The 23,707-nt window shown below is 69.9% G+C and carries 21 protein-coding genes; 12 read left to right on the top strand and 9 right to left on the bottom strand.

The features are described from left to right. Window positions 1-433 precede the first annotated feature (433 nt). From ACFYL6_RS08530 to ACFYL6_RS08510, 5 genes are all read left to right on the top strand, one after another. Window positions 434-2,074 (top strand): ABC transporter substrate-binding protein, encoded by a 1,641-nt coding sequence (locus ACFYL6_RS08530; protein ID WP_387169260.1) that lies wholly within the window; start codon window positions 434-436, stop codon window positions 2,072-2,074. 148 nt (window positions 2,075-2,222) lie between these two features. Continuing rightward, window positions 2,223-3,149, top strand: a complete 927-nt coding sequence (locus tag ACFYL6_RS08525) for an ABC transporter permease (protein WP_238657510.1) — start codon at window positions 2,223-2,225, stop codon at window positions 3,147-3,149. Next, window positions 3,142-4,110, top strand: a complete 969-nt coding sequence (locus tag ACFYL6_RS08520) for an ABC transporter permease (RefSeq protein WP_355428259.1) — start codon at window positions 3,142-3,144, stop codon at window positions 4,108-4,110. Before ACFYL6_RS08525 ends, ACFYL6_RS08520 begins: the two co-directional genes overlap by 8 nt. 10 nt (window positions 4,111-4,120) lie before the next feature. After that, complete coding sequence (locus ACFYL6_RS08515; protein WP_387169256.1) at window positions 4,121-5,164, top strand: ABC transporter ATP-binding protein; 1,044 nt, start codon at window positions 4,121-4,123, stop codon at window positions 5,162-5,164. Next, window positions 5,157-6,170 carry a dipeptide ABC transporter ATP-binding protein gene (locus tag ACFYL6_RS08510; protein WP_355428256.1) on the top strand — a complete coding sequence of 338 codons (1,014 nt, stop codon included), beginning with the start codon at window positions 5,157-5,159 and terminating at the stop codon, window positions 6,168-6,170. Before ACFYL6_RS08515 ends, ACFYL6_RS08510 begins: the two co-directional genes overlap by 8 nt. A 157-nt stretch (window positions 6,171-6,327) precedes the next feature. On the opposite strand, the gene ACFYL6_RS08505 is transcribed toward ACFYL6_RS08510, so the two are convergent. Further along, complete coding sequence (locus ACFYL6_RS08505; RefSeq protein WP_387169253.1) at window positions 6,328-6,711, bottom strand: chorismate mutase; 384 nt, start codon at window positions 6,709-6,711, stop codon at window positions 6,328-6,330. Window positions 6,712-7,037: 326 nt separating this feature from the next. Here ACFYL6_RS08505 and pcrA point away from each other — a divergent pair, with 326 nt between their 5' ends. Further along, window positions 7,038-9,443, top strand: coding sequence for a DNA helicase PcrA (gene pcrA / locus ACFYL6_RS08500; protein WP_387169250.1), 2,406 nt, complete (start codon window positions 7,038-7,040; stop codon window positions 9,441-9,443). A gap of 97 nt (window positions 9,444-9,540) precedes the next feature. Here pcrA and ACFYL6_RS08495 read toward each other — a convergent pair whose 3' ends face one another. Beyond that, window positions 9,541-10,311, bottom strand: a complete 771-nt coding sequence (locus ACFYL6_RS08495) for a M23 family metallopeptidase (protein ID WP_387169247.1) — start codon at window positions 10,309-10,311, stop codon at window positions 9,541-9,543. Window positions 10,312-10,584: 273 nt separating this feature from the next. Continuing rightward, the gene (locus ACFYL6_RS08490) at window positions 10,585-11,292 is read right to left on the bottom strand and encodes a M23 family metallopeptidase (protein ID WP_387169244.1); all 708 of its coding nucleotides are present in this window, start codon (window positions 11,290-11,292) and stop codon (window positions 10,585-10,587) included. Between the two features lie 473 nt (window positions 11,293-11,765). On the opposite strand from ACFYL6_RS08490, the gene ACFYL6_RS08485 reads away from it, so the two are divergent. The 3 genes from ACFYL6_RS08485 (at window position 11,766) to sucD (ending at window position 14,671) form a co-directional block, all read left to right on the top strand. Further along, window positions 11,766-12,170: a cobalamin B12-binding domain-containing protein gene (locus tag ACFYL6_RS08485; RefSeq protein WP_030491849.1), complete on the top strand. Its 405-nt coding sequence runs from the start codon at window positions 11,766-11,768 to the stop codon at window positions 12,168-12,170. Between the two features lie 432 nt (window positions 12,171-12,602). Next, a complete protein-coding gene (sucC, locus tag ACFYL6_RS08480) occupies window positions 12,603-13,781 on the top strand; it encodes an ADP-forming succinate--CoA ligase subunit beta (RefSeq protein ID WP_387169241.1) in 1,179 nt (392 codons plus the stop codon). A gap of 2 nt (window positions 13,782-13,783) precedes the next feature. After that, window positions 13,784-14,671 (top strand): succinate--CoA ligase subunit alpha, encoded by an 888-nt coding sequence (gene sucD / locus ACFYL6_RS08475; protein WP_238657516.1) that lies wholly within the window; start codon window positions 13,784-13,786, stop codon window positions 14,669-14,671. Window positions 14,672-14,736: 65 nt separating this feature from the next. Here the strand turns inward: sucD and ACFYL6_RS08470 are convergent, their stop codons facing one another. Further along, complete coding sequence (locus tag ACFYL6_RS08470; protein WP_357764197.1) at window positions 14,737-15,003, bottom strand: DUF4190 domain-containing protein; 267 nt, start codon at window positions 15,001-15,003, stop codon at window positions 14,737-14,739. A gap of 200 nt (window positions 15,004-15,203) precedes the next feature. On the opposite strand from ACFYL6_RS08470, the gene ACFYL6_RS08465 reads away from it, so the two are divergent. Next, window positions 15,204-16,493: a DUF6350 family protein gene (locus tag ACFYL6_RS08465; RefSeq protein WP_387169237.1), complete on the top strand. Its 1,290-nt coding sequence runs from the start codon at window positions 15,204-15,206 to the stop codon at window positions 16,491-16,493. A 54-nt stretch (window positions 16,494-16,547) separates the two neighbouring features. Here the strand turns inward: ACFYL6_RS08465 and ACFYL6_RS08460 are convergent, their stop codons facing one another. After that, on the bottom strand, window positions 16,548-17,096 hold the full coding sequence (locus tag ACFYL6_RS08460; RefSeq protein ID WP_387169233.1) for a DUF4190 domain-containing protein: 549 nt from the start codon (window positions 17,094-17,096) through the stop codon (window positions 16,548-16,550). A gap of 332 nt (window positions 17,097-17,428) precedes the next feature. On the opposite strand from ACFYL6_RS08460, the gene purN reads away from it, so the two are divergent. Further along, window positions 17,429-18,049 carry a phosphoribosylglycinamide formyltransferase gene (purN, locus tag ACFYL6_RS08455; RefSeq protein WP_387169230.1) on the top strand — a complete coding sequence of 207 codons (621 nt, stop codon included), beginning with the start codon at window positions 17,429-17,431 and terminating at the stop codon, window positions 18,047-18,049. Further along, window positions 18,046-19,617 carry a bifunctional phosphoribosylaminoimidazolecarboxamide formyltransferase/IMP cyclohydrolase gene (gene purH, locus ACFYL6_RS08450; protein WP_387169227.1) on the top strand — a complete coding sequence of 524 codons (1,572 nt, stop codon included), beginning with the start codon at window positions 18,046-18,048 and terminating at the stop codon, window positions 19,615-19,617. The genes purN and purH overlap by 4 nt, the downstream gene beginning before the upstream one ends. A 108-nt stretch (window positions 19,618-19,725) precedes the next feature. Here the strand turns inward: purH and ACFYL6_RS08445 are convergent, their stop codons facing one another. From ACFYL6_RS08445 to ACFYL6_RS08430, 4 genes are read right to left on the bottom strand one after another with little or no spacing between them, the layout of a single operon-like run. Continuing rightward, window positions 19,726-20,763, bottom strand: a complete 1,038-nt coding sequence (locus ACFYL6_RS08445) for an ABC transporter ATP-binding protein (RefSeq protein ID WP_387169224.1) — start codon at window positions 20,761-20,763, stop codon at window positions 19,726-19,728. Further along, a complete protein-coding gene (locus ACFYL6_RS08440; protein ID WP_387169221.1) occupies window positions 20,744-21,775 on the bottom strand; it encodes an ABC transporter ATP-binding protein in 1,032 nt (343 codons plus the stop codon). Before ACFYL6_RS08440 ends, ACFYL6_RS08445 begins: the two co-directional genes overlap by 20 nt. Before the next feature lie 7 nt (window positions 21,776-21,782). After that, entirely contained in the window at window positions 21,783-22,739 is a 957-nt protein-coding gene (locus tag ACFYL6_RS08435; protein ID WP_387169218.1) for an ABC transporter permease, read from the bottom strand. 18 nt (window positions 22,740-22,757) lie between these two features. Further along, on the bottom strand, window positions 22,758-23,696 hold the full coding sequence (locus ACFYL6_RS08430) for an ABC transporter permease (protein WP_387169215.1): 939 nt from the start codon (window positions 23,694-23,696) through the stop codon (window positions 22,758-22,760). Between the last annotated feature and the right edge of the window lie 11 nt (window positions 23,697-23,707).

The raw sequence follows: 23,707 nt of genomic DNA, 5'->3' as shown, positions 1-23,707 counted from the left end.
CCCCGGGGCGTACGCACCGGCTGAGGCCCGTCGTTCGGGCGGCGCAACGTATTTCCTGGTCAGTGCCGCCCGCGTCGACCGTTTTATGATCATTTTTCAAGTATCGGCAACGTGGCGGGCAACTAACGGCTTGATAACGGCACCTTCACGGAAGAGGCCAGTGGGTGTCACAGTGGCAGCACCTCACCATCGGTGTGTGGCACTCCGTACGCCCCACGACCACGATTCTGCCAATCTCGGCGGCCCGTGGCTGTGTCGATTGCGTCGTGTCGCGCCTCGTTGGCGGGGGAGCCCGGCGGATCGGAACATCAGGGGTGTCCCCAACTTCCCTGTGGTCCCGGCGACCCCCGCCCCGGGGTGGTCGGGCGGTGTCACCCCCAAACGTGCGTGAAACCCACGACGGAACCTGGTTAGAAAGAGGAGGCCCCTCGGAATGAGAGTCTCGAAGCGGGCGACGAGCGCGATCGCGCTCAGCGCGGCTGCCGCGCTTGTCGCGAGCGGTTGCTCGAGCGGTGACGGTGACGGCGACGCCGCCGCCAGCAAGGACGGCTCGATCAGTGTCCACGGCGTCCAGCCGGAGAACCCGCTGGTCCCGTCGAACACCACGGAGACCGGCGGCGGCAAGGTGATCGACTGGCTGTTCACCGGCCTGGTCGAGTACCCGAACGACGGTGGGGCCCCGCGTAACGCGCTTGCGGAGTCGATCAACACCACGGACTCCAAGGTCTTCACGATCAAGATCAAGGCCGGCACCAAGTTCCACGACGGCACCGAGGTCAAGGCGAAGAACTTCGTCGACGCCTGGAACTGGGCTGCCTACTCGCCGAACGGCGCGCAGAACGGCAGCTTCTTCTCCGACATCGCGGGTTTCGACAAGACCTACACCACTGACCCGGATGGTGCGGACGGCCCGCAGAAGGCCCCCACCCCGTCGACGGACAAGCTGTCCGGCCTGAAGGTCATCGACGACCAGACCTTCGAGGTCACCCTGGCGGCGCCGACCGCGGTCTTCCCGACCAAGCTCGGCTACAGCGCCTTCATGCCGCTGCCGGACGCCTTCTTCACGCAGAAGCCCGAGGAGTTCGGCAAGAAGCCGATCGGCAACGGCCCGGTGAAGTTCGTGTCGTGGGAGGACAACGTCCTCATCAAGCTGACGCGCTTCGACGACTACAACCTTCGCGACAAGATGAAGGTCAAGGACGTCGACGTCAAGCTGTACCAGGACGAGACGGCCGCCTACGCCGACCTGCTGTCCAACAACCTCGACTTCATGGAGGTTGTCCCCACCTCGGCGCTCGCCGGCGACAAGTGGAAGACCGACCTCGGTGACCGGGGCCGCTCGACCGTCACGCCGTCGACCGCACTGATCGCGTTCCCGACCTACGACAAGCGCTTCCAGAACCCGAAGCTGCGTCGTGCCGTGTCGCTGTCGATCAACCGGCAGGAAATCTCGGACAAGATCTTCTTCGGCACCCGCAAGCCGGCCGACAGCTGGGCGAACCCGCTGACCCCGGGCGCCAAGCCGGGCAACTGCACCGCCTGCAAGTTCGACCCGACCACGGCCAAGCAGCTGCTGACCGAGGCCGGCGGCTTCACCGGTGAGATGGTCTTCTACTACAACTCCGACTCCAGCCACAAGGAGTGGATGGACGCCGTCGCGCAGCAGGTCAAGACCAACCTCGGCATCAACGCTCGGGCTGAGGGCGTGCCGACCTTCGCGGTCTTCCGTCAGGGCATCAACGCCCACCAGATGAAGGGCCCGTACCGGGCTGCCTGGCAGCAGGACTACCCGGACGTCGAGAACTGGGTCAACCCGCTGTACGTCACGGGTGGCTCCTCGAACGACGGCCTGTACAGCAACCCCGAGGTCGACGCCCTGGCCAAGCAGGCCAGCGGCGCGCCGAGCCTGGAGGCCTCGCACGAGGCGTTCTCCAAGGCCGTCGAGAAGGTCGACCAGGACGTCCCGAGCATCCCGATCTACTTCTACGGTCAGCAGTCCGGCCACTCGGAGAAGATCAAGAAGCTCGAGCTGAACAACGTCGGCGAACTCGACATCACCTCGGTCGAGCTCTGATCCGAACGGTCTGACCCCGGGTCGGGCTCGCCACATCCGGTGAGCCCGACCCGGGGCCGTTCCGCGATTGGGTGTTACAACACTCCACTCGCACGTTGTCACCACCGTGTCGGCCGTCCGACGCGCCCCCTGTCTGGAGGACCACCCCATGGGCCGTTATCTGTTGAGACGGCTGCTCCAACTCGTGCCCGTCTTCATCGGTACGACGTTCCTGATCTACTGGCTCGTCTGGGCCGTTCCGGGCGACCCGTTCGCCGGCAAGTGCGGCGAGCGTCGCTGCCCGGACCAGTACATCGCCTTCATGACCGAGAAGTACCACCTCGACCAGAACGTCTTCGTGCAGTACGGCAACTACATGAAGAACCTGCTCCAGGGTGACTTCGGTCAGACCTTCTCGCAACGCGATATCGGCGACATCATCGCCACGGCGTACCCGAACACGCTGAAGCTGGCCCTGGTGGCGCTCGCCATCGAGGCCGTGATCGGCCTGGGCGCCGGCGTGCTGACCGGTCTGCGCCGCAACGGCTTCCTGGACAACCTGGTCCTGGTCTCCACGCTCTTCCTGATCGCGCTGCCGGTCTTCGTCGTCGGCTTCGTGCTTCAGTGGCTGCTGGGCGTGCAGTGGGGGCTCGTCAAGCCGACCGTCTCCTCTGAGATGCGGTGGTCCGAGCTGATCGTGCCGGGCTTCGTGCTCGGCAGTGCGTCAGTGGCCTACATCGCCCGGGTGGCACGAACCAGCATCGCGGAGAACCGCCGCGCCGACTATGTGCGCACCGCGATCGCCAAGGGTCTGCCGATGCGCCGAGTGGTGGGCGTGCACCTGCTGCGCAACTCGCTCATCCCGGTGGTCACCCTGCTCGGCACCGACCTCGGTGCCCTGATGGGCGGCGCGATCGTCACCGAGGGGATCTTCGGCATCAACGGAATCGGCCGTGCGGTGTACCGCGCGATCGTGACCAAGGAAAGCGCCACCGTGGTGGGCATCGTGGTCGTCCTGGTGCTGGTCTATCTCGTGATGAACCTGCTGGTTGACCTGCTCTACGCCGCCCTGGACCCGAGGATCCGTTATGAGTGACCCAAGCACCGCATCGATCGTCAGTACCCCTGGCGCGCACCCCACCGACTCCGGCACCCCCGCCACCGCGGGCCAGCCGCAGAGCAACGAGAAGCCCCGTGGCCTGCTCGGTGACGCCTGGCGGGACCTCCGGCGCAAGCCGTTGTTCTGGATCGCGAGCACGCTGATCGTGATCTTCGTGTTGATGGCGCTCTTCCCGGCCCTGTTCGCCCCCGGCGACGCGGTCAACGGATCGTTGTCCCGCAGCCTGGGCAAGCCGTCCGGGGACGCCTGGTTCGGGTACGACCTGCAGGGCCGTGACGTCTACGCTCGCGTCATCTACGGCGCCAGCGCCTCCATCCAGGTCGCCGTGCTCGCCGTGCTCGGCACCCTGCTGGTGGGCGGGACCATGGGCATCATCGCCGGCTACCGCGGTGGCTGGGTGGACGGGCTGCTGAGCCGGATCGCCGACGTCTTCTTCGGTCTGCCGTTCGTGCTCGGTGCGATCGTCATCCTGACCACGTTCAACGGCTCGGGCTCGGGCAACAGCAAAGTCAAGATCATGAGCCTGGTGACCATCTCGCTGATCGTGCTGAGCTGGCCGGTCGTGATGCGACTCATGCGTTCCTCGGTGCTCGCCACCAAAGAGGCCGACTACATCGTCGCGGCCCGCGCGCTGGGCGCCGGCACCGGTCGGATCATCCTCAAGCACCTGCTGCCGAACTGCCTGGCCCCGCTGCTGGTCTACGGCACGATCATGGTCGGCTCGTTCATCGGCGCCGAGGCCACCCTGTCGTTCCTGGGCGTCGGCCTGAAGTCGCCGGTGGTCTCGTGGGGCATCATGATCAGCGACGGTAAGGACTTCCTCCGGGTCGCGCCGGGGCTGGTCTTCTTCCCCGCCGCGTTCCTCGTCACCGCAGTGCTGAGCTTCGTGATGCTCGGCGAGGCGGTCCGCGAGGCCCTCGATCCGAAACTCCGCTAGGGGATATCCAGTGTCCGACATTCTCGTGTCTGAGCAGTCCGCGCCGGGACCCGGCGGGTCCGGAGGTCCCTCCGGCCGGCTGCTCGAGGTCGACGACCTGCGGGTGGAGTTCCGCACCCGGGACGGCGTCGCAAAGGTCATCAACGGGGTCACGTACCACGTCGACGCGGGGGAGACCCTCGCCGTGCTCGGCGAGTCCGGCTCCGGTAAGAGCGTCACCGCGCAGACCATCATGGGCATCCTCGACACGCCGCCCGGCTTCGTCACCGGTGGGCAGGTCCGCTTCCACGGCAAGGACATGCTCCGCATGTCCGACGAGGAGCGCCGCCGCATCCGCGGCGAGGGCATCGCGATGATCTTCCAGGACGCGCTCTCCGCGCTGAACCCCGTCTTCACCGTCGGGTTCCAGATCGCCGAGCAGTTCCGAATCCGGCGGGGCATGGGTCGCGCGGAGGCCAAGAAGCGCGCGATCGACATGCTCGACCAGGTCAAGATCCCGAACGCCAAGGGTCGGTTCAACAACTACCCGCACCAGTTCTCCGGCGGTATGCGGCAGCGCGCGATGATCGCGATGTCGCTGGCGCTCGACCCGGAGGTGCTGATCGCGGACGAGCCGACCACCGCCCTCGACGTGACCGTGCAGGCCCAGATCATGGACCTGCTGGCCGAGCTTCAGCGTGAGCGGCAGATGGGCATGATCCTGATCACCCACGACCTCGGTGTGGTCGCCGACGTCGCGGACCGGATCGCGGTCATGTACGCGGGCCGGATCGTCGAGGAAGCGGACGTGTACGAGCTGTACGCCAAGCCGGCGCACCCGTACACCCTGGGTCTGATCGACTCGATCCCGCGCCTGGACGAGAAGGGGCAGCAGCTCCGGACGATCAAGGGCCTCCCGCCGAACCTGATGAACATCCCGCCGGGCTGCCCGTTCAACCCGCGGTGCCCGATGGCTCAGCCGGTGTGCCGGGAGAAGGTCCCGCCGCTGCTGCAGGTCGGCCCCGCCCGGGCCAGCGCCTGCCACTTCGCCGAGGAGCTGGTGAACCGTGTCTGAGAACATCCTCGAGGTCAAGGACCTGGTCAAGCACTACCCCGTCACCCAGGGTGTGGTGTTCAAGAAGACCGTCGGTCAGGTCAAGGCGGTCGACGGGGTCTCGTTCGGTCTGCGCGCCGGCGAGACGCTCGGTGTGGTCGGCGAGTCCGGCTGCGGCAAGTCGACGCTCGCCCGGGTGCTGATGAACCTGGAGAAGCCGACCGAAGGCAGCGTGCTCTACAAGGGCCAGGACATCTCCAAGCTGTCCGGTGGGGCGCTGCGACGCCTGCGCCGGCAGATCCAGCTGGTCATGCAGGACCCGTACACCTCGCTGAACCCGCGGATGACCGTCGGCGACCTGCTCGGTGAGCCGTTCGAGATCCACCCGGAGGTGGCGCCGAGGGGCAGCCGCCGGGCCAAGGTCAGGGAGCTGCTCGACCTGGTCGGGCTCAACCCGGAGCACATCAACCGGTACCCGCACCAGTTCTCCGGCGGTCAGCGTCAGCGCATCGGCATCGCCCGTGCGCTCGCGCTGCGGCCCGAGATCATCGTCTGCGACGAGCCGGTGTCGGCGCTGGATGTCTCCATCCAGGCCCAGGTCATGAACCTGCTGGAGCAGTTGCAGGGCGAGTTCGGCCTCTCGTACGTCTTCATTGCGCACGACCTGTCGGTGGTCCGCCACCTGTCGGACCGGGTCGCGGTGATGTACCTCGGGAAGATCGTCGAGATCGGCACCGAGGACGAGATCTACGAGCGACCGACCCACCCGTACACCCAGGCTCTGCTGTCCGCGGTGCCGGTGCCGGACCCGACCCAGCGGAACAACAAGACGATCATCCGGCTCACGGGTGACGTGCCGTCGCCGATCAGCCCGCCCTCGGGCTGCCGGTTCCGGACCCGCTGCTGGAAGGCACAGGACGTCTGCGCCGAGCAGGTCCCGCTGCTGGAGATCCGACGGGACTCGGACCACCCGAGCGCCTGCCACTTCGCGGAGAAGCGCGAGATCGTCGCCACCCACGAGGTGTGAGTCACCGAGGCCGCCTGCCGCCGTCACCACGACGACGGCAGGCGGTTTCGTCTGTCCGGGACCGCCTGTGCGCTGCGGATCGCCGACGACGACCTGGAGCGGCCCGCACAGCGGCGCACGCCGCGTCAGTGGGCCGGGTGACCCGCGCCGGTGCGGCTCACAGCGGGCCGCGGCCCGCGCGGAGCAGCAGCAGGGCCAACTGGGTGCCGTCGGCACCGAGCGCGACCCGGAACCGCTCCAGGATCTCCCGTTCCCGGGAGAGCACCAGGCGGGTCCCGCCGGACGCCATCCGGGTCACCCCGACCTCCTGGGACAACGCGGCCCGCTCCTGCCAGAGCGCGATCAACGCGTGGTCGATCTCGTCGATCCGTTCCCTGATCTGCACGATCCGCGCGGAGGCGGACGGCTCCTGGGTGCCGGTCTGCTGCTCGGCCGGCTCGGCGGCCCCACCCGTCGGCGGTGTGGCCACCGCCGGCTCCTGCGCCGCGGGCTGCCCCGGTCGGATCGGGCTGCCGCTCTGCTCCATCACGTCTGCCATCATCGGGTACCTCTCGCACTGTGGTGCCCGGTGCCCGGAACCTGGGACGGAAAAGCCCCGGACTCCAGGAGCCCGGGGCTTTAGCAGGTCTGAATCGATCAGGCGCGACCTACGGCAGCCGGACTCCCGGTGCCATAGTAAAAGTAGAAGCGCGCAGCGATCACGCGGTCGAGTATGCCCACGTCGTTGCCGGGTGCGCAAGCATTCCGCGTCGCGAAGGGCGCCTTTCGCACCGGTGGGCGTACCGGGTGGTGGGTGCGCGCCGTCGGGCACGAGCTGCTGAGCGCCAGAGGCGCAGTGTCCGGCCGGCGGCATAGACTTGTCGGGCGATGCATCCTCTCTTCGACATCCCCGCGTCCCCGCCTGCGCCGGAGTCCGCGCCGGCCCGCCCGCACCGACCCGGGGCGGCCGCCGCGCGCCTCGATCCGCAGCAGCTGCTCGCCGGGCTGAACGGGCCGCAGCGCGACGCCGTCAGCCACGCCGGCTCGCCGCTGCTGATCGTGGCCGGCGCCGGGTCCGGCAAGACCCGGGTGCTCACGCACCGGGTCGCCTACCTGCTCGCCGCCCGGGACGTGCACCCCGGTGAGATCATCGCGATCACCTTCACCAACAAGGCCGCCGGTGAGATGAAGGAGCGCGTCGCCGCGCTGGTGGGCCCCCGGGCCCGCCTGATGTGGGTGTCGACGTTCCACTCGGCCTGCGTGCGGATCCTGCGTGCCGAGCACGAGCACGCCGGCCTCAAGTCGACGTTCTCGATCTACGACGCGGACGACTCCCGCCGGCTGATGCAGTTGGTGACCCGCGAGCTGGATCTCGACCCGAAGCGCTACCCGGCGCGCGGGCTGGCGGCCCAGGTCTCCAACCTCAAGAACGAGCTGGTCGACCCGGAGCAGTTCGCGGCCCGGGCCACCGGGCCCAACGAGCGGGCGTTGGCCGAGGCGTACACGCTCTACCAGCGCCGGCTGCGTGAGGCGCACGCGCTGGACTTCGACGACCTGATCATGACCACGGTGCACCTGCTCCAGTCCCACCCACACGTCGCGGAGAGCTACCGCCGGCGGTTCCGGCACGTGTTGGTGGACGAGTACCAGGACACCAACCACGCCCAGTACGTCCTGATCAAGGAGCTGGTCTCCGGCACCGACGGGCTGGAGCCCGCCGAGCTGTGCGTCGTCGGCGACGCCGACCAGTCGATCTACGCGTTCCGGGGCGCGACGATCCGCAACATCCTGGAGTTCGAACGGGACTTCACCCACGCGCGGACGATCCTGCTGGAGCAGAACTACCGCTCCACCCAGACCATCCTCAACGCGGCCAACGCGGTGATCGACCGCAACACCTCCCGCAAGCCCAAGCGGCTGTGGAGCGAGGCCGGCGCCGGCGAGCAGATCGTCGGCTACGTGGCCGACACCGAGCACGCCGAGGCCGACTGGGTGGCCCGGGAGATCGACCGGCTGGTCGACGCCGACGAGACCCGCCCCGGCGACGTCGCGGTCTTCTACCGCACCAACGCCCAGTCCCGGGTCTTCGAGGAGGTGTTCATCCGCGTCGGCCTGCCCTACAAGGTGGTCGGCGGGGTGCGCTTCTACGAGCGCAAGGAGGTCCGCGACGCCCTGGCGTACCTGCGTTCGGTGGTCAACGACGACGACACGGTGAGCCTGCGGCGGGTGCTCAACACCCCGCGCCGGGGGATCGGCGACCGCGCCGAGGCGTGTGTCGAGGCGCTCTCCAGCCGCGACCGGATCTCCTTCGGCGCGGCGCTGCGCCGGGCCCGCGAGGCGCCGGGCATCTCCAGCCGGGCGGCCAACGGCATCGCCGACTTCGTGGCGTTGCTCGACGGTGCCCGCGAGCTGGCCGAGACCGGCACCCCGGAGGAGGTGTTGGAGGCGCTGCTGACCCGCTCCGGTTACCTCACCGAGCTGGAGGAGAGCCTCGACCCGCAGGACGCCGGCCGGGTGGACAACCTCCAGGAGTTGGTCAGCGTCGCCCGGGAGTACACCGAGCGGATCGAGGCGCTGGGCGAGGAGGGGGAGCGGGCCACCCTGGCCGGCTTCCTGGAGCAGGTGGCGCTGGTCGCCGACGCCGACCAGATCCCCTCCGACGACCCCGACCACCAGGGCGTGGTCACCCTGATGACCCTGCACACCGCCAAGGGGCTGGAATTCCCGGTGGTCTTCCTGACCGGGCTGGAGGACGGCGTCTTCCCGCACCTGCGCTCGCTCGGCGACACCCGCGAGTTGGAGGAGGAGCGCCGACTGGCGTACGTCGGCATCACCCGTGCCCGACAGCGGCTCTACCTCTCCCGGGCGGTCACCCGCTCCGCCTGGGGGCAGCCGTCCTACAACCCGCCGTCGCGCTTCCTGGAGGAGCTGCCGACCGAGTTGGTGCACTGGGAGCGCACCGAGGGGTCGTACACCTCGTGGGCTGGCGGGGGCGGCGGCGTCGGTGGCCGCGCGGACCGCGCGCCCGGCGTGCGTGGCAACTTCACCGGGGGTACGCCGAAGGCGGCGCAGCTGGCGCAGCGGCTCGGCGTGGACGCCAGCCGGCTGACCACGGCCAGTGAGCTGCCGCAGGGGCCGAAGGTGTCCGCGGGCGACCGGGTCAACCATCAGCGGTACGGGTTGGGGCGGGTGCTCGCCGTCGAGGGGCACGGCCCGGGTGCCCGCGCGCAGATCGACTTCGGCGACCAGACGATGTGGCTGGTGCTCCGGCACGCCCCGGTCGACAAACTCTGAACCAGATCGCGCTAGATCGCGGAAAGAGTGGCCTCGGGCACCGCTGAGGCCACTCTTTCCGTGATGGTGCCCGCCGACACCGCGCGGGGGTCGTGAATCAGCAGCCCAGGTCGACGCCGCGGGCCCGCATGAACGGGGCCGGGTCGATCTGGTTCCACATGCCCTGGTGCACCTCGAAGTGCAGGTGCGGGCCGGTGGCGTCGCCGGTGGCACCCTCGTAGCCGATGACCTGGCCGGCCTTGACCGCCTGGCCGACGGTGACCGCGATGCGGCTCTGGTGGGCGTAGTGGGTCAGGTACCCGTTGCCGTGGTCGATGAAGACGGAGTTGCCGTACCCGTCGGAGGCGTCGCCGGCCTGGGTGACGGTGCCGGCGGCCGCGGCGTGGATCGGCGTACCGGAGGGCAGCGCCAGGTCGATACCGGCGTGCAGGGTGCCCCAGCGCTGCCCGTAGCAGGACGTGACGGCTGCGCCGGGCATCGGGTCGACCCAGGCGGGCGTGGGCTTGGTGGTCTTCTTCGGCTTCGGTTTCGGCTTGGCCTTCGCGACGGCCGTCTTCGTGGGGCTGGCGCTGACCGCCGACGGGCTGGGGGTCGGGCTGAGCGAGGGGGTGACCGGTGCGCTCGACTCGCGGATCGAGCGGTCGGCCCGGCTCGCGGCCTCGGCCCGGGACTGGGCGTCGAGGGAGACGGCGGCGGGTGCCGGGTGGTCGGTGCCGCTGGTGGCGACGGCGACACCACCGAGGCCGAGGGCCACCAGGGCGGCGGCCCCGAGCACGATGAGGCGGTTCCGTCGGCCGGCGCGCTGCGGCTGCCCGGTTGAGCTGGTGTCGGGGGTGTTCTCGTTCTGCACGGGGCTGTCTTCCTGCACGGCGGACCTTCACAGTCGAGGGGCACTTGACCTCGAAATACTGGTGTCGGGCCGAGGTGAGGCGGGCGCGGGGACCGAACCCCCAGGCGGAGAGCCGACAGTCGGCTGCCCGGATATGACCCGTTGTGCGGCGCTACATCCGGAAAAGTGATCATGTAAGCGGGTGTCGTCCGTCACAGTCACGGCTGTGACCCGGGATACATCGGCCGCCACCGCCCCACGCAAAACCGCCCGGATCAACAGATCCGGGCGGTCAACGGTCGTTACGTACCGTCATGAGCCGGCTACCTCGCTGTAGATTGCCTCGACTTGCAGCTTGATGTCCACTCCGCGCTCCTGAAGGAACGGCACCGGGTCCTTCGGTTGCCCCTTGACATGGATCTCCAGGTGCAGGTGGGTGCCGTACGCGTGGCCGGTCTGACCCACGAGGCCGAGCTGGTCGCCCGCCTTGACCTGCTGGCCTTCCTTGACGCTCACCGCGGAGGAGTGGGCGTAGATGGCCTCGCTGCCGTCGGCGTGCTGGACGATCACCGCGTTGCCGTACCCGCCGAACCAACCGGCCTTGGTGACCAGCCCGTCGTGGATCGCCACGTAGGGCGTGCCCTCGCCGGCGACCAGGTCCACGCCGGTGTGCAGCTTGCCCCAGCGCATCCCGTACGGGGAGTTGAAGTCGTACCCCTGAAGCGGCAGCAGCCAGACCTCGGGCTCGGCGCTGTCCGTGCTGCGGCTGTCCCGGGAGGCGCGGTCGGCGTTGTCCGCACGGGCCGCGGCGTCCTGGCTGGTGACCGACGCCTGCTTGAGCTCGTCGAGGACCGTCGGGCTGACGTCCTTGGCGTCCGGTAGGGCGCTCGCGCCGAGGGCCACGATGCCGGCACCGACGAACGCGGTGGTGACGACAGCGGCGTAACGGCTGCGGGGTGGGGTGGGTACGCGGCGGCGACCGCGATATCGATCGGGCTCAGACGACAGGCGCTGGCGCACGCACACCCTCCGTTGTCGGGGTTCCGAAGCGGCCGGTGGGCGTCCCTGAAGCTCCAGTGAAGCGTCCGCTGACCGCGTCGTCACCCGTCCATGGACCTGATGACAACCGTGGACACGTTAGCCAACCGCCAGGCGAGTCACAAGCTAGACGGAAAAATTGGCGTGTCGATCTGTCCGTTTGCGTCCATGATTGTCACGCATCGCGACGCCGAACGGTGCCCCCGTCGCTGCCCGTTCGTCGCCGAGCGTGACCGTTCCGGCGGAGTCGTCCGGCTTGACTCCGAACGGCGCGGGGAGGGTGTCGCCGCCCCGGCCAGGAGTGGTCCGGGAACGGTGTGGGACCGACTCCTGCGGGTTGCCGGGTGGACGCGCCGGGTAACGGCCGGTGACAGAGCCCGGATTTCCCGGGCCGGGTCCGCCGGGTTACCGTTCGTTAAGGTGAAGGCGGTCAAGCCGGTGAAAGGTGTGCGCTGATGAGCTCTCGAATTCGGGTCGTCGTCGCGAAGCCTGGTCTGGACGGCCACGACCGGGGCGCGAAGGTCGTCGCGCGTGCCCTGCGGGACGCCGGGATGGAGGTCGTCTACACCGGCCTGCACCAGACCCCCGAGCAGATCGTGGAGACCGCCATCCAGGAGGACGCCGACGCGGTCGGCCTGTCCGTTCTCTCCGGCGCGCACATGACGCTCTTCCGGCGGGTGCTGGAACTGCTCGGTGAGCGGGACGCCCGCGACATCGTCGTGTTCGGCGGCGGCATCATTCCGAACGGCGACATTCCCGAGTTGGAGAAGCTGGGCGTCGCGAAGATCTTCACGCCGGGCGCCACCACCCAGGCGATTGTCGAGTGGGTCCGACAGAACGTGGCCCAGCCGGTTTCCTGAGCCGCGCCGATCTGCTGCGCGAACGGATTTGGGCACGGGGGAGGGGCCGGACGCACCCCTCACACGTCCGGCCCCTCTATGCACGATGCCCCGCCGCCACCCCTCGACCGACAGGGCATCGGCCGTATCCCGTCTTTGCGCTGTTCAGCGCTCCGACACCTGACTCAACGACGCCCCCACGGCGGGGTTACGCAAGCCGGACAACATCGCCCGGACGGTGGATGCAGCCCGGGTCATGGCCGGAAACCGGCCACACCTGATGTCCGGTTGTGCATTACCGCACACCGTGCACCCGCTCGGTTGCCGGTGGTGCCGACCTCGCTAGGCTGCGGCCAATGGCCTGTTTCAACTGATGACAGGCGTCAAACTGTTTTCTTGAACGCTGGTGGCGGCGCGACGGCGCGCCGCGGAGACGGGACGGGACGCGCAATCGTGGACCTGTACGAGTACCAGGGGCGGGACCTGTTCGAGCGGCACGGCTTGCCCGTGCTGGCCGGCGGCGTCGCCACTACCCCGGAAGAGGCCCGCGCGATCGCCGAACGCCTCGGCGGCCGTGTGGTCGTCAAGGCGCAGGTAAAGGTCGGCGGCCGAGGTAAGGCCGGCGGCGTCAAGCTGGCCGAGGGCCCGGATGAGGCGGTGGCCCGGGCCACCGACATCCTCGGCATGGACATCAAGGGTCACACCGTCCACAAGGTCATGATCACGGTGACCGCGGACGTGGCCGAGGAGTACTACTTCTCGTACCTGCTCGACCGGGCGAACCGCACCTTCCTCTGCATCGCCAGCGTCGCCGGCGGCATGGACATCGAGCAGGTCGCCGCCGACACCCCCGACAAGGTCGTGAAGGCCCCGATCGACGCCGTGAAGGGCGTGGACGAGGCCAAGGCCCGTGAGATCGTGACCGCCGCCGGCTTCCCGGCCGAGGTCGCCGACCAGGTGGTCGAGATCGCCGTGGGCCTGTGGCAGGCGTTCGTCGCCGAGGACGCCACCCTGGTCGAGGTCAACCCGCTCGCCAAGAACGGCGACGGGCGGATGCTGCTGCTCGACGCCAAGATCAGCCTGGACGAGAACGCCGCGTTCCGGCACCCGGACCACGAGGCACTTGTCGACCAGGCCGCGGTGGACCCGCTGGAGCAGGCCGCCAAGGCCAAGGACCTCAACTACGTCAAGCTCGACGGCGAGGTCGGCATCATCGGCAACGGCGCGGGTCTGGTCATGTCGACCCTCGACGTGGTCGCGTACGCCGGTGAGCGGCACGGCAACGTCAAGCCGGCGAACTTCCTCGACATCGGCGGCGGCGCGAGCGCCGCGGTGATGGCGAACGGGCTGGAGATCGTGCTCTCCGACCCGGCCGTGAAGAGCGTCTTCGTCAACGTCTTCGGCGGCATCACCGCCTGCGACGAGGTCGCCAACGGCATCATCAAGGCGCTGGCCCTGCTGGAGCAGCGCGGCGAGCAGGTCACCAAGCCGCTCGTCGTCCGTCTCGACGGCAACAACGCCGAGGCTGGCCGGGCGATCCTGGACAGCGCGAACAACCCGCTCGTGCAGCGGGTGGACACCATGGACGGTGCGGCCGAGCGGGCCGCCGAGCTGGCAGCTGCGGGGGTCTGATCATGGCTATCTGGCTGACCAAGGACTCGAAGGTCATCGTCCAGGGGATGACCGGTTCCGAGGGTTCCAAGCACACCCGGCGGATGCTGGCCGCCGGCACCAACGTGGTGGGCGGCGTCAACCCGCGCAAGGCGGGTCAGAAGGTCGACTTCGACGGCACCGAGCTGCCGGTCTTCGCGTCCGTCGCGGACGCGATGGCCGAGACCGGGGCCGACGTCACCGTCATCTTCGTGCCGCCGCAGTTCACCAAGGCCGCCGTGGTCGAGGCGATCGACGCCGCGATCCCGCTGGCCGTGGTGATCACCGAGGGCGTCCCGGTGCACGACACCGCGTCGTTCTGGGCGTACAACGTGGCGCAGGGCGAGCGGACCCGGATCATCGGGCCGAACTGCCCGGGCATCGCCTCGCCGGGCGCGTCCAACGCCGGCATCATCCCGGCCGACATCACCGGCTCCGGCCGGATCGGCCTGGTCAGCAAGAGCGGCACGCTGACCTACCAGATGATGTACGAGCTGCGCGACATCGGCTTTTCCACCTGCGTCGGCATCGGCGGTGACCCGATCATCGGGACCACCCACATCGATGCCCTCGCGGCGTTCGAGGCCGACCCGGAGACCGACGCCATCGTCATGATCGGTGAGATCGGTGGCGACGCCGAGGAGCGGGCCGCCGAGTTCATCAAGGCCAACGTCACCAAGCCGGTGGTCGGCTACATCGCCGGCTTCACCGCCCCTCCCGGCAAGACCATGGGCCACGCCGGGGCGATCATCTCCGGCTCGGCCGGCACCGCCGAGGCGAAGCAGGCGGCGCTGGAAGCCGTCGGCGTCAAGGTTGGCAAGACGCCGACCGAGACCGCGAAGCTGATGCGGGAGATCATGTCCGGCAGCTGAGCCGGTCAGGCAAGGCAACACGAAGGGGGTCGACCGGAACCGGTCGACCCCCTTCGGCGTACGCGTCAGTCGTTGTTCCAGAACGGGTAGTTGCCTGTCGCGCGCAGGATCGCCCCACCGATGATGTTGATCACGCCGAACGCGATGGCGAGGTAACCGAGCAGCGGCGACTGCCCGTACCGTCGGGCGTCGCGGATGGACAGGTAACCGAAGACGATGCCGAAGATGCCGCAGCAGATCAGCCCCAGCACGATGCCCAGCACACCCCAGAGGGTGGTTCGGTCGCGTCCCCGGGCCGGTGGTGGTGGGGGAGGCGGGTATGGCGTCGTCACGGCTTCCTCCGAGCGGTCATGGGCGGCGTGCCGGCCCGGACCGCGACCGGCGAGCCCGTCCCGGGTGGCGGCGACTCGCGCCCCCTCTGGGCCGAGGCTAGACCGGCCCGGGTGGGCAGGACGCCGGTTCGGTGAACTCGCCGTCCTTAGGAGGGGTTAACGGACTGCCACCGCCCGCGCGACGTGCCAGAGTAGAGCGGATGTCCCCCGTCACCCCTGACCGTCCCAGCCGTCCCGGCGGTGTGAGCGCCGACGACCGGCCGGTCGACCGTGCCGCACCGGCCCGGCGGGTGCCCGCGCCCCGCGCGGGCGGGTCGCCGCGCGGGCGTGCGCCGTTGCCCGTCGCCGCCGGGGTGGCCGCCTGCTGGGCCGCCCTCACCTCGTACCTGCCCGTCGCCATCGTGCTCGGCCTGGTGCAGCTCGGCGCCGACTCCACCACCCTGACCGGCACCCTGCGCACCGCGCTGGCCGGCTGGCTGCTCGGGCACGGCGTGCCACTGCACACCGAGTCCGGTCCGCTCGGGCTCGCCCCGCTCGCGCTGACCGTGCTCGCGCTCTGGCGGCTGACCCGCGCCGGCGTGCACGTCAGCCGTGCGATCGGCGCTCGCGACACCCGCTCGCCGCGCCGGGCACTGCTCGCCGCGAGTGCTGTCGGCATCGCGTACGCGCTGCTCGGCGCGCTCGCGGCGGTGCTGGTCGGCACCGGCGGGCCGGACGTGTCAGTGATCCGGGCGGGTGTCACGTTCGCGGTGGTCGGCACGCTCGCCGCGCTGGTCGGCGCGGTCCGGATCACCGCCGTGACCCGGCTGCTCGTCACCAGGCTGCCGAGCCCCGTGCGCGACGGCGTGCGCACCGGTCTGGTGGCCGCGCTGCTGCTGCTCGGCGCGGGCGCGGGCGCGGCCGGCCTGGCGGTGGCCACCGGCGGCGGCGACGCCGCCGACATGATCGGGGCGTACCGGACCGGGGTCGCCGGGCAGGCCGGCATCACCCTGGTCAGCGTCGCGTACGCGCCGAACGCGGCGGTCTGGTCCACCAGTTACCTGCTCGGGCCGGGCTTCGCGGTCGGGACTGACACCGCGGTCCGCACCAGCGAGGTGTCGGTCGGCGCGCTGCCGGCCGTGCCGCTGCTCGCTGGCCTGCCGCGCGGCCCGGTGGACGGCTTCGGCGCCCTGTTGCTCGCGGTGCCGGTGCTGGCCGGGATGGTGGCCGGCTGGCTGCTCGCCCGTCGGGTGGCTCGACTCGCCGGCCCGGAGCGGGCCACGCAGCGCTGGGCCGGGTTGCTGGCGCCGGCGGCGCTGGCCGGGCCGGTGGCCGGGGTGGTGCTCGGTGCGGCTGCCGCGGTCTCCGGCGGGCCGCTCGGCGCCGGTCGGCTGGCTCAGGTCGGGCCGGTGGGTTGGCAGGTCGGGGCGGTGGCGGCCGGTGTCATCGCGGTCGGCGCGCTCCTCGGCGCCGCCGCCACCCGGGCACTGGCCCGCGGGCCCGCGCAGTAGACGAGCGCGGGGCGCCCCGAGCGAACCCGGAGCGCCCCGTCGAATCCGAGCCCGTCAGGGCTGGGTGGGCAGGTTGACCTGCGCCACGACGCTCAGGATGAGCAGCAGGATGCCCAGCCCGACGCCGACCGCGCCGCAGATCAGACCGGCCTTGGCCTGGCCGGCGTTGTTGGCCTGGCCCTGGGCCACCTTCTGCTTGGCGAGATAACCGGTCACGATGCCCGCGATGCCGACCGGGATGCCCAGGTACAGGCAGCAGACCAGCGGGATCGACGCGATACCGAGGATCATCGACACCAGGCCGAGGGTGTTGTTCTGCCCCTGCGCCTGCGGGTACCCGGCGTTCGGGTACGTCGGGCCGGCGCCGTACGGCGGCTGCTGCTGCGCGTACGGGTCGTGCGGCTGCTGGCCGTACGGCTGCCCCGAGGTGGGCTGCTGACCGTACGGGGCCTGCGGCGCGGCGTACGGGTCCTGCGGCTGCTGGCCGTACGGCTGGCCGGAGGTGGGCTGCTGGCCGTACGGGGCGGCCGGCGGCTGGGGAGCGGTCGGGTCCTGGTTGGGCTGCTGGCCGTACGGGTCCTGACCGGGGTTACCGGGCTGCATTCGAGAAGCTCCTTGGACTTGTTCCGTCAGTTGGTGCTCTTTGTTTCCATCCATGATCGCGGTCAGTCTTCCCAAAGCCCAGTACAGCAACAGGACGACATGTCTCCCAAAGCAGGCAAACCTGCTCTTGTCGAGCGCTCAGCTGTCGGTCGGTGGTGCCTGGGCGGGTGCAGAGCAAAGGGCGTGTGCCGGATCAGGGGCGGTGTGTGGGCCGGCGCGTCGTTCGGCCCGAGCGAGCGGCAGCGTATCGGGTCGACGCACATCGGCACTGTCGAAGATCGGCGCGCGGCCCAGCCGAAGGGCGTCCCTGACCTGCCCGATAGGGTGGCCCGGTGACCGAGCCCGCGCCTGTCGCCCGCATCGTCGTCCTCATCTCCGGCTCCGGGAGCAACCTCCAGTCGCTGCTGGATGCCGCCGCCAACCCCGCGTACGGCGCACAGGTCGTCGCGGTCGGCGCGGACCGCGACGGCATCGCGGGCCTGGACCGGGCCGACGCGGCGGGGGTGCCGACCTTCGTCGAGCGGGTCCGCGACCACGACACCCGGGAGGACTGGGACCGCGCGCTCACCGCGCACGTCGCGAAGCACCAGCCCGACCTGGTCATCTCGGCCGGTTTCCTCAAGCTGGTCGGTCCGCACTTCCTCGCCGCCTTCGGCGACCGCTACCTGAACACGCACAACACGCTGCTGCCGGCGTTCCCCGGCATCCACGGCCCGCGTGACGCCCTCGCCTACGGCGTGAAGCTCACCGGGGCCACCCTCTTCTTCGTCGACGCCGGCATGGACACCGGGCCGATCGTCGCGCAGGTCGCGGTGCCGGTGCTGGACGACGACGACGTCGACACGCTCACCGAGCGCATCAAGGAAGCCGAGCGGCGCCAGCTCGTCGAGCAGGTCGGTCGGCTGGTCCGCGAAGGTTGGACCATCACCGGAAGGAAGGTCACGGTTCCGTGAGTCCCACTCAGGACGGGCGCCGCCCGATCAGGCGGGCGCTGGTCAGCGTCTACGACAAGACCGGGCTGGTCGAGCTGGCTCAGGCCCTGCACGCGGCCGGCGTGGAGATCGTGTCCACCGGCAGCACGGCGGGCACCATCGCCGCCGCCGGGGTGCCGGTGACGCCGGTGGAGACGGTGACCGGCTTCCCGGAGGTGCTCGACGGTCGGGTGAAGACCCTGCACCCGAAGGTGCACGCGGGTCTCCTCGCGGACCTGCGCAAGGACACGCACGTGGCACAGCTCGACGAGCTGGGCGTGGCGGCGTTCGACCTGCTGGTCTCCAACCTCTACCCCTTCCAGGCGACCGTCGCCTCCGGCGCCGACGTCGAGGAGTGCGTGGAGCAGATCGACATCGGTGGCCCGGCCATGGTGCGGGCCGCCGCCAAGAACCACGCCTCGGTCGCCGTGCTCACCGACCCGGCCGGCTACCCGGCGCTGATCGGCGCGCTCAACGAGGGTGGCTTCACCCTGGCCCAGCGCCGCGCGCTGGCCGCCCGGGCGTTCGCCGACATCGCCGAGTACGACGTCGCGGTGGCCCAGTGGTGCGCCCAGGAGCTGGCACCCGCCGACGACTGGTGGCCGCAGTTCGCGGGGCTGGCGCTGCGCAAGTCGACAGCGCTGCGCTACGGCGAGAACCCGCACCAGCCGGCCGCGCTCTACACCGACCCGGACGCCCCGGCGGGGCTGGCCCAAGCCGAGCAGCTGCACGGCAAGGAGATGTCGTACAACAACTACGTCGACGCGGACGCCGCCTGGCGGGCCGCGAACGACTTCGCCGACCAGCCGGCGGTGGCGATCATCAAGCACGCCAACCCGTGCGGCATCGCGGTCGGCGCGGACGTCGCCGAGGCGCACCGCTTGGCGCACGCCTGCGACCCGGTGTCGGCGTTCGGCGGCGTCATCGCGGTCAACCGGCCGGTCTCGGTCGAGCTGGCCCGGCAGGTCGCCGAGATCTTCACCGAGGTGGTGGTCGCGCCCGGCTTCGACGAGGGCGCGGTCGAGGTGTTGCAGGGCAAGAAGAACATCCGGCTGCTGCGGGCACCGGCCTGGAAGCCGGCGCTGGTGGAGCTGCGGCAGGTGACCGGTGGCGTGTTGGCCCAGGTCGCCGACCGGGTGAACGCCCCCGGCGACGACCCGGCCAATTGGCAGTTGGCGACCGGCGAGGCCGCCGACGAGGAGTTGCTGCGGGACCTGGCGTTCGCCTGGCGGGCGGTCCGCGCGGTGAAGAGCAACGCGATCCTGCTCGCCAAGGACGGCGCCACCGTCGGGGTCGGCATGGGCCAGGTCAACCGGGTCGACTCGGCCCAGCTCGCGGTCACCCGCGCCGGCGCCGACCGGGCCCGCGGCTCGGTCGCCGCCTCGGACGCGTTCTTCCCGTTCGCCGACGGTCCGCAGATCCTCATCGACGCCGGCGTCCGCGCCATCGTGCAGCCCGGCGGCTCCATCCGCGACGAAGAGGTCATCGAAGCGGCCAAGAAGGCCAACGTAACGATGTACCTAACGGGCACCCGCCACTTCTTCCACTAACCCCTACCCGGTCCCCGGGCTCGACCCCCGTCGATCATGAAGTTATTGCCCTGCACGTCGGCGTGTCAGGGCAATAACTTCATGATCAACGGCAGGGGTCGGGTGGGGTCAGGCCGGGAGGGTTGGGCGGAGTTCGGCGAAGTGGCAGGCGGACGGGTGGGGGTCCGCCGCTCTCGGGACCGTTGCCGGGTCTTCGAGGGCGCAGACGTCCTGGGCCTTCCAGCAGCGGGTCCGGAAGTGGCACCCGCTCGGCGGGTCGGCCGGGCTGGGCACGTCGCCGACGAGCCGGATCATGTTGCGCTGGTCGCGGGCCTCCGGGTCCGGCACCGGCACGGCCGAGAGCAGAGCCTGGGTGTACGGGTGGGTGGCCCGCTCGTAGATTTCGTCCTCGGTGCCGATCTCGACGATCCGGCCGAGGTACATCACCGCGACGCGGTCGGCGATGTGCCGCACCACGGACAGGTCGTGCGCGATGAAGATGTACGAGAGCCCCAGCTCGCCCTGGAGCTGCTTGAGCAGGTTGATCACCTGGGCCTGGATGGAGACGTCCAGCGCCGACACCGGCTCGTCGCAGACGATCACCTCGGGCTTCAGCGCGAGGGCGCGGGCGATGCCGATGCGCTGACGCTGACCGCCGGAGAACTGGTGCGGATACCTGTTGATGTGCTCGGGGTTGAGCCCGACCAGGTCCAACAGTTCCTGGACCCGCTTGGCCTTGCTGCCCTTCGGCGCGGCGTCCGGGTGGATCTCGAACGGCTCGCCGATGATGTCGCCGACGGTCATCCGCGGGTTCAGCGAGGTGTACGGGTCCTGCATCACCATCTGCATGTTGCGGCGCAGCCGGCGCAGCTCGCCCCCGGAAGCCTTGAACAGGTCCTTGCCCTCCAGGGTGGCGCCTCCGGAGGTGGGCGTCTCCAACCGCATCAGCAGCCGGGCGAGGGTGGACTTGCCGCAGCCGGACTCGCCGACCACGCCGAGCGTCTCGCCCCGACGCAGCTCGAAGCTCACTCCGTCGACGGCCTTCACCGCCCCGATCTGCCGCTGGAACAGCACGCCCTGAGTGATCGGGAAGTGCTTCACCAGATTGTCGACGGAGAGGATGGTCTCGCCGCGGACCTTGGTGGGGTTAGCGGGCGACGCTGTCATCACGGACCTCCTGGGCGAAGTGGCAAGCGCTGGTCCGGCCGTCGCCGAGGACCAGGTCGTGCGGCACCTCGTCCACGCAGACCTGCTGGACGTACGGGCACCGGGGGTGGAACGGGCAGCCGGACGGGATGCGCATCAGGTTCGGTGGCAACCCCTTGATCGTCGACAGCTCCTGGCCGCGGACGTCCAGGCGGGGGATCGACTCCAACAACCCCTTGGTGTACGGGTGGGCGGGCGCCTTGTAGAGCGAGCGGACGTCGGCGTGCTCGACGATCCGGCCGGCGTACATGACCGCGATCCGGTCCGCGACACCGGCGACCACGCCCAGGTCGTGGGTGATCAGGATCATCGCCATGTTGAGTTCCCGACGTAGGTCGGCCAACAGGTCCATGATCTGGGCCTGCACTGTCACGTCGAGTGCCGTGGTGGGCTCGTCGGCGATCAGCACCTTCGGGTCCAGCGCCAACGCCATGGCGATCATGACGCGCTGCCGCATACCGCCGGAGAACTGGTGCGGGTAGTCGCCGATCCGCTTCGCGGCACCCGGGATCTTGACCAGATCCATCAGCTCGACGGCGCGACGTCGAGCGTCGGCTCGGGACATGCCGGCGCGCTGGCGCAGCGTCTCGCCGATCTGCCAACCGACCGGGAAGACCGGGTTGAGGGCGGAGAGCGCGTCCTGGAAGATCATCGCGATCTCCTTGCCGCGTACCTGCCGGCGCTGCTCCTCGGACTGGGTGAGCAGGTCCTGACCCTGGTAGAGGATCTGGCCGGAGCGGACGAACGCGGGCGGGGTGTCCAGGATGCCCATGATCGCCTGGGCGGTGACCGACTTACCCGAGCCGGATTCGCCGAGCACGGCAAGCGTCTCGCCGGCGTCCAGGTGGTACGACACGCCGTTGATCACCCGGGCGACACCCTCGTTGGTGCGGAACTCGACGTGCAGGTCCCGCAACTCCAGCAGGTGGCCGCCCTCGGGTGTGGCGGAGGCGGGAGTGGGATTGAGGGTCATGATGTTCTCACCGCAGCTTCGGGTCGAAGGCGTCACGGATCGCGTCGCCGAGCATGATGAACGCCAGCACGGTCAGCGCCAGGAAGGCCGACGGGACGATCAACGGGGTGGCCGCCTCCCGCATGTGGATCCGGCCGGTGTCGATGTCCTGGCCCCACGAGATGGTGGGTGCCTTCAGGCCGATGCCCAGGAAGGAGAGCGTCGCCTCGGCCGCGATGAACGAGCCGAGCGCGATGGTCAGCACGACGATGGCCGGGGCCAGCGAGTTCGGCAGGATGTGTCGCCACATGATCCGGCTGTTGCCGGCGCCGAGCATCCGGGCCGCCGCGACGTAGTCCTGCTCCTTCGCGGTGATCACCGAGGACCGGACCACCCGGGCGGCGGTGGTCCAGCCGAGCAGGGCCAGCACGAAGACGACCGCGCCGATCCGAGCCCACTGGCTGTCACTGGACACCCGCTTGAGCAGCACGATCGCGGCCAGCAGCAGCGGGATGCCGAGCACCACGTCGATCACCCGGGAGAGCACCGCGTCGACCCAGCGGCCGAAGTAACCGGCCAGCATGCCGATCACCAGCGCGATGATCCCGGTGCCGAGCGCGGCGAGCGCGCCGACCAGCAGCGACGCGCGGGTGCCGTAGACCGCCCGGGAGAACGTGTCGCAGCCCTGGAAGTCGTACCCGAAGATGGCCCCGCCGGACGGCCCGGCGTGCTGCCGGGAGAGCAGGCAGTCGTTCGGGCTGTTGGCGGTGAACACCCCGGGGAGGAGCGCCATCAGGGTGAAGATGACGACCAGCGCCAGCGAGATCCAGAAGATCGGATTGCGGCGCAGGTCGCGCCAGGCGTCCCCGGCCAGGCTGCGAGGCTTCTGTGGGGCGCCGACCTGGTTGGGTGCGCCCGGCTCCCCCGAGGGGCCACGTCGCGCGGCCTGGTTCTCGGTGGCCGCCACAGTCTCAAAGTCACTCATGCCGCCACCTCGCTGCGCTTACTCATAGCGGATCCTCGGGTCGAGTACGGCGTACAGGACGTCCACCACCAGGTTCGAGACCAGGTAGACCACGACGAGCACGCTGACGATGCCCACCACCAGGGGGCCGTCCTCCGTGCGGATGCCGCGGAAGAGGTTGAAGCCCACGCCGGGGATGTTGAAGACGCCCTCGGTGATGATCGCGCCGCTCATCAGGTTGCCCAGCTCCACACCGAGGAAGGTGACCACCGGGATCAGCGAGTTGCGCAGCACGTGGACGATGACGATGCGCCGCTTGACCAGGCCCTTGGACCGGGCGGTCCGGACGTAGTCCGCGCGCAGGTTCTCCGCCACCGAGGCCCGGGTGAGTCGTAGGGCGGTGGCCAGCGACAGCGAGCCGAGCACGATGCCCGGCAGCAGGAGCGCGTAGAACGTCGGGTCGGAGCCGGCGGTGGGTGGGAAGAGCTTCCACTTGACGCCCAGGAAGTACTGCGCCAGCGGCGCCAGCACGATGGTCGGGATGCCCAGCACCAGCAGGGTCAGCACCAGCGTCGAGTTGTCGAAGATGCTGGCCCGACGGATGCCGGCGAGCACCCCGGCGGTGACGCCGAAGATGATCGCCACAGCGAGCGCGATGAGCGCGAGCCGCACGGTGACCGGCCAGGCCTGCTGGAGGATGTCACCGATGTTCCGACCGGTGAGCGACTCGCCCAGGTTGCCCTGGAGCAGGTTCTTCACGTAGTCGAAGTAGCGGTAGAAGAAGCCGCCGACGCCCGTGGCGTCCAGGTGGTACTTCTCGGTCAGGTAGGCCCGTTGCGCGGGCGTCACCGGCCGTTCGCCGGCGAGCGCCTGGATCGGGTCGCCCTGCCCGGCGAATGTCAGCGCGTAGACGATCAGGGTGGTCCCGAAGAACGCCAGGACCATCTGCAGTAGGCGCCGCAGGATGTAGCGGAACATGCTTAGCAGTC

The organism is Micromonospora sp. NPDC007208 (assembly GCF_042869175.1).
Lineage (GTDB): Bacteria > Actinomycetota > Actinomycetes > Mycobacteriales > Micromonosporaceae > Micromonospora > Micromonospora foliorum.
The sequence above is the reverse complement of the archived record's forward strand: the minus strand, read 5'-3'. Positions and strand labels throughout refer to the sequence as shown.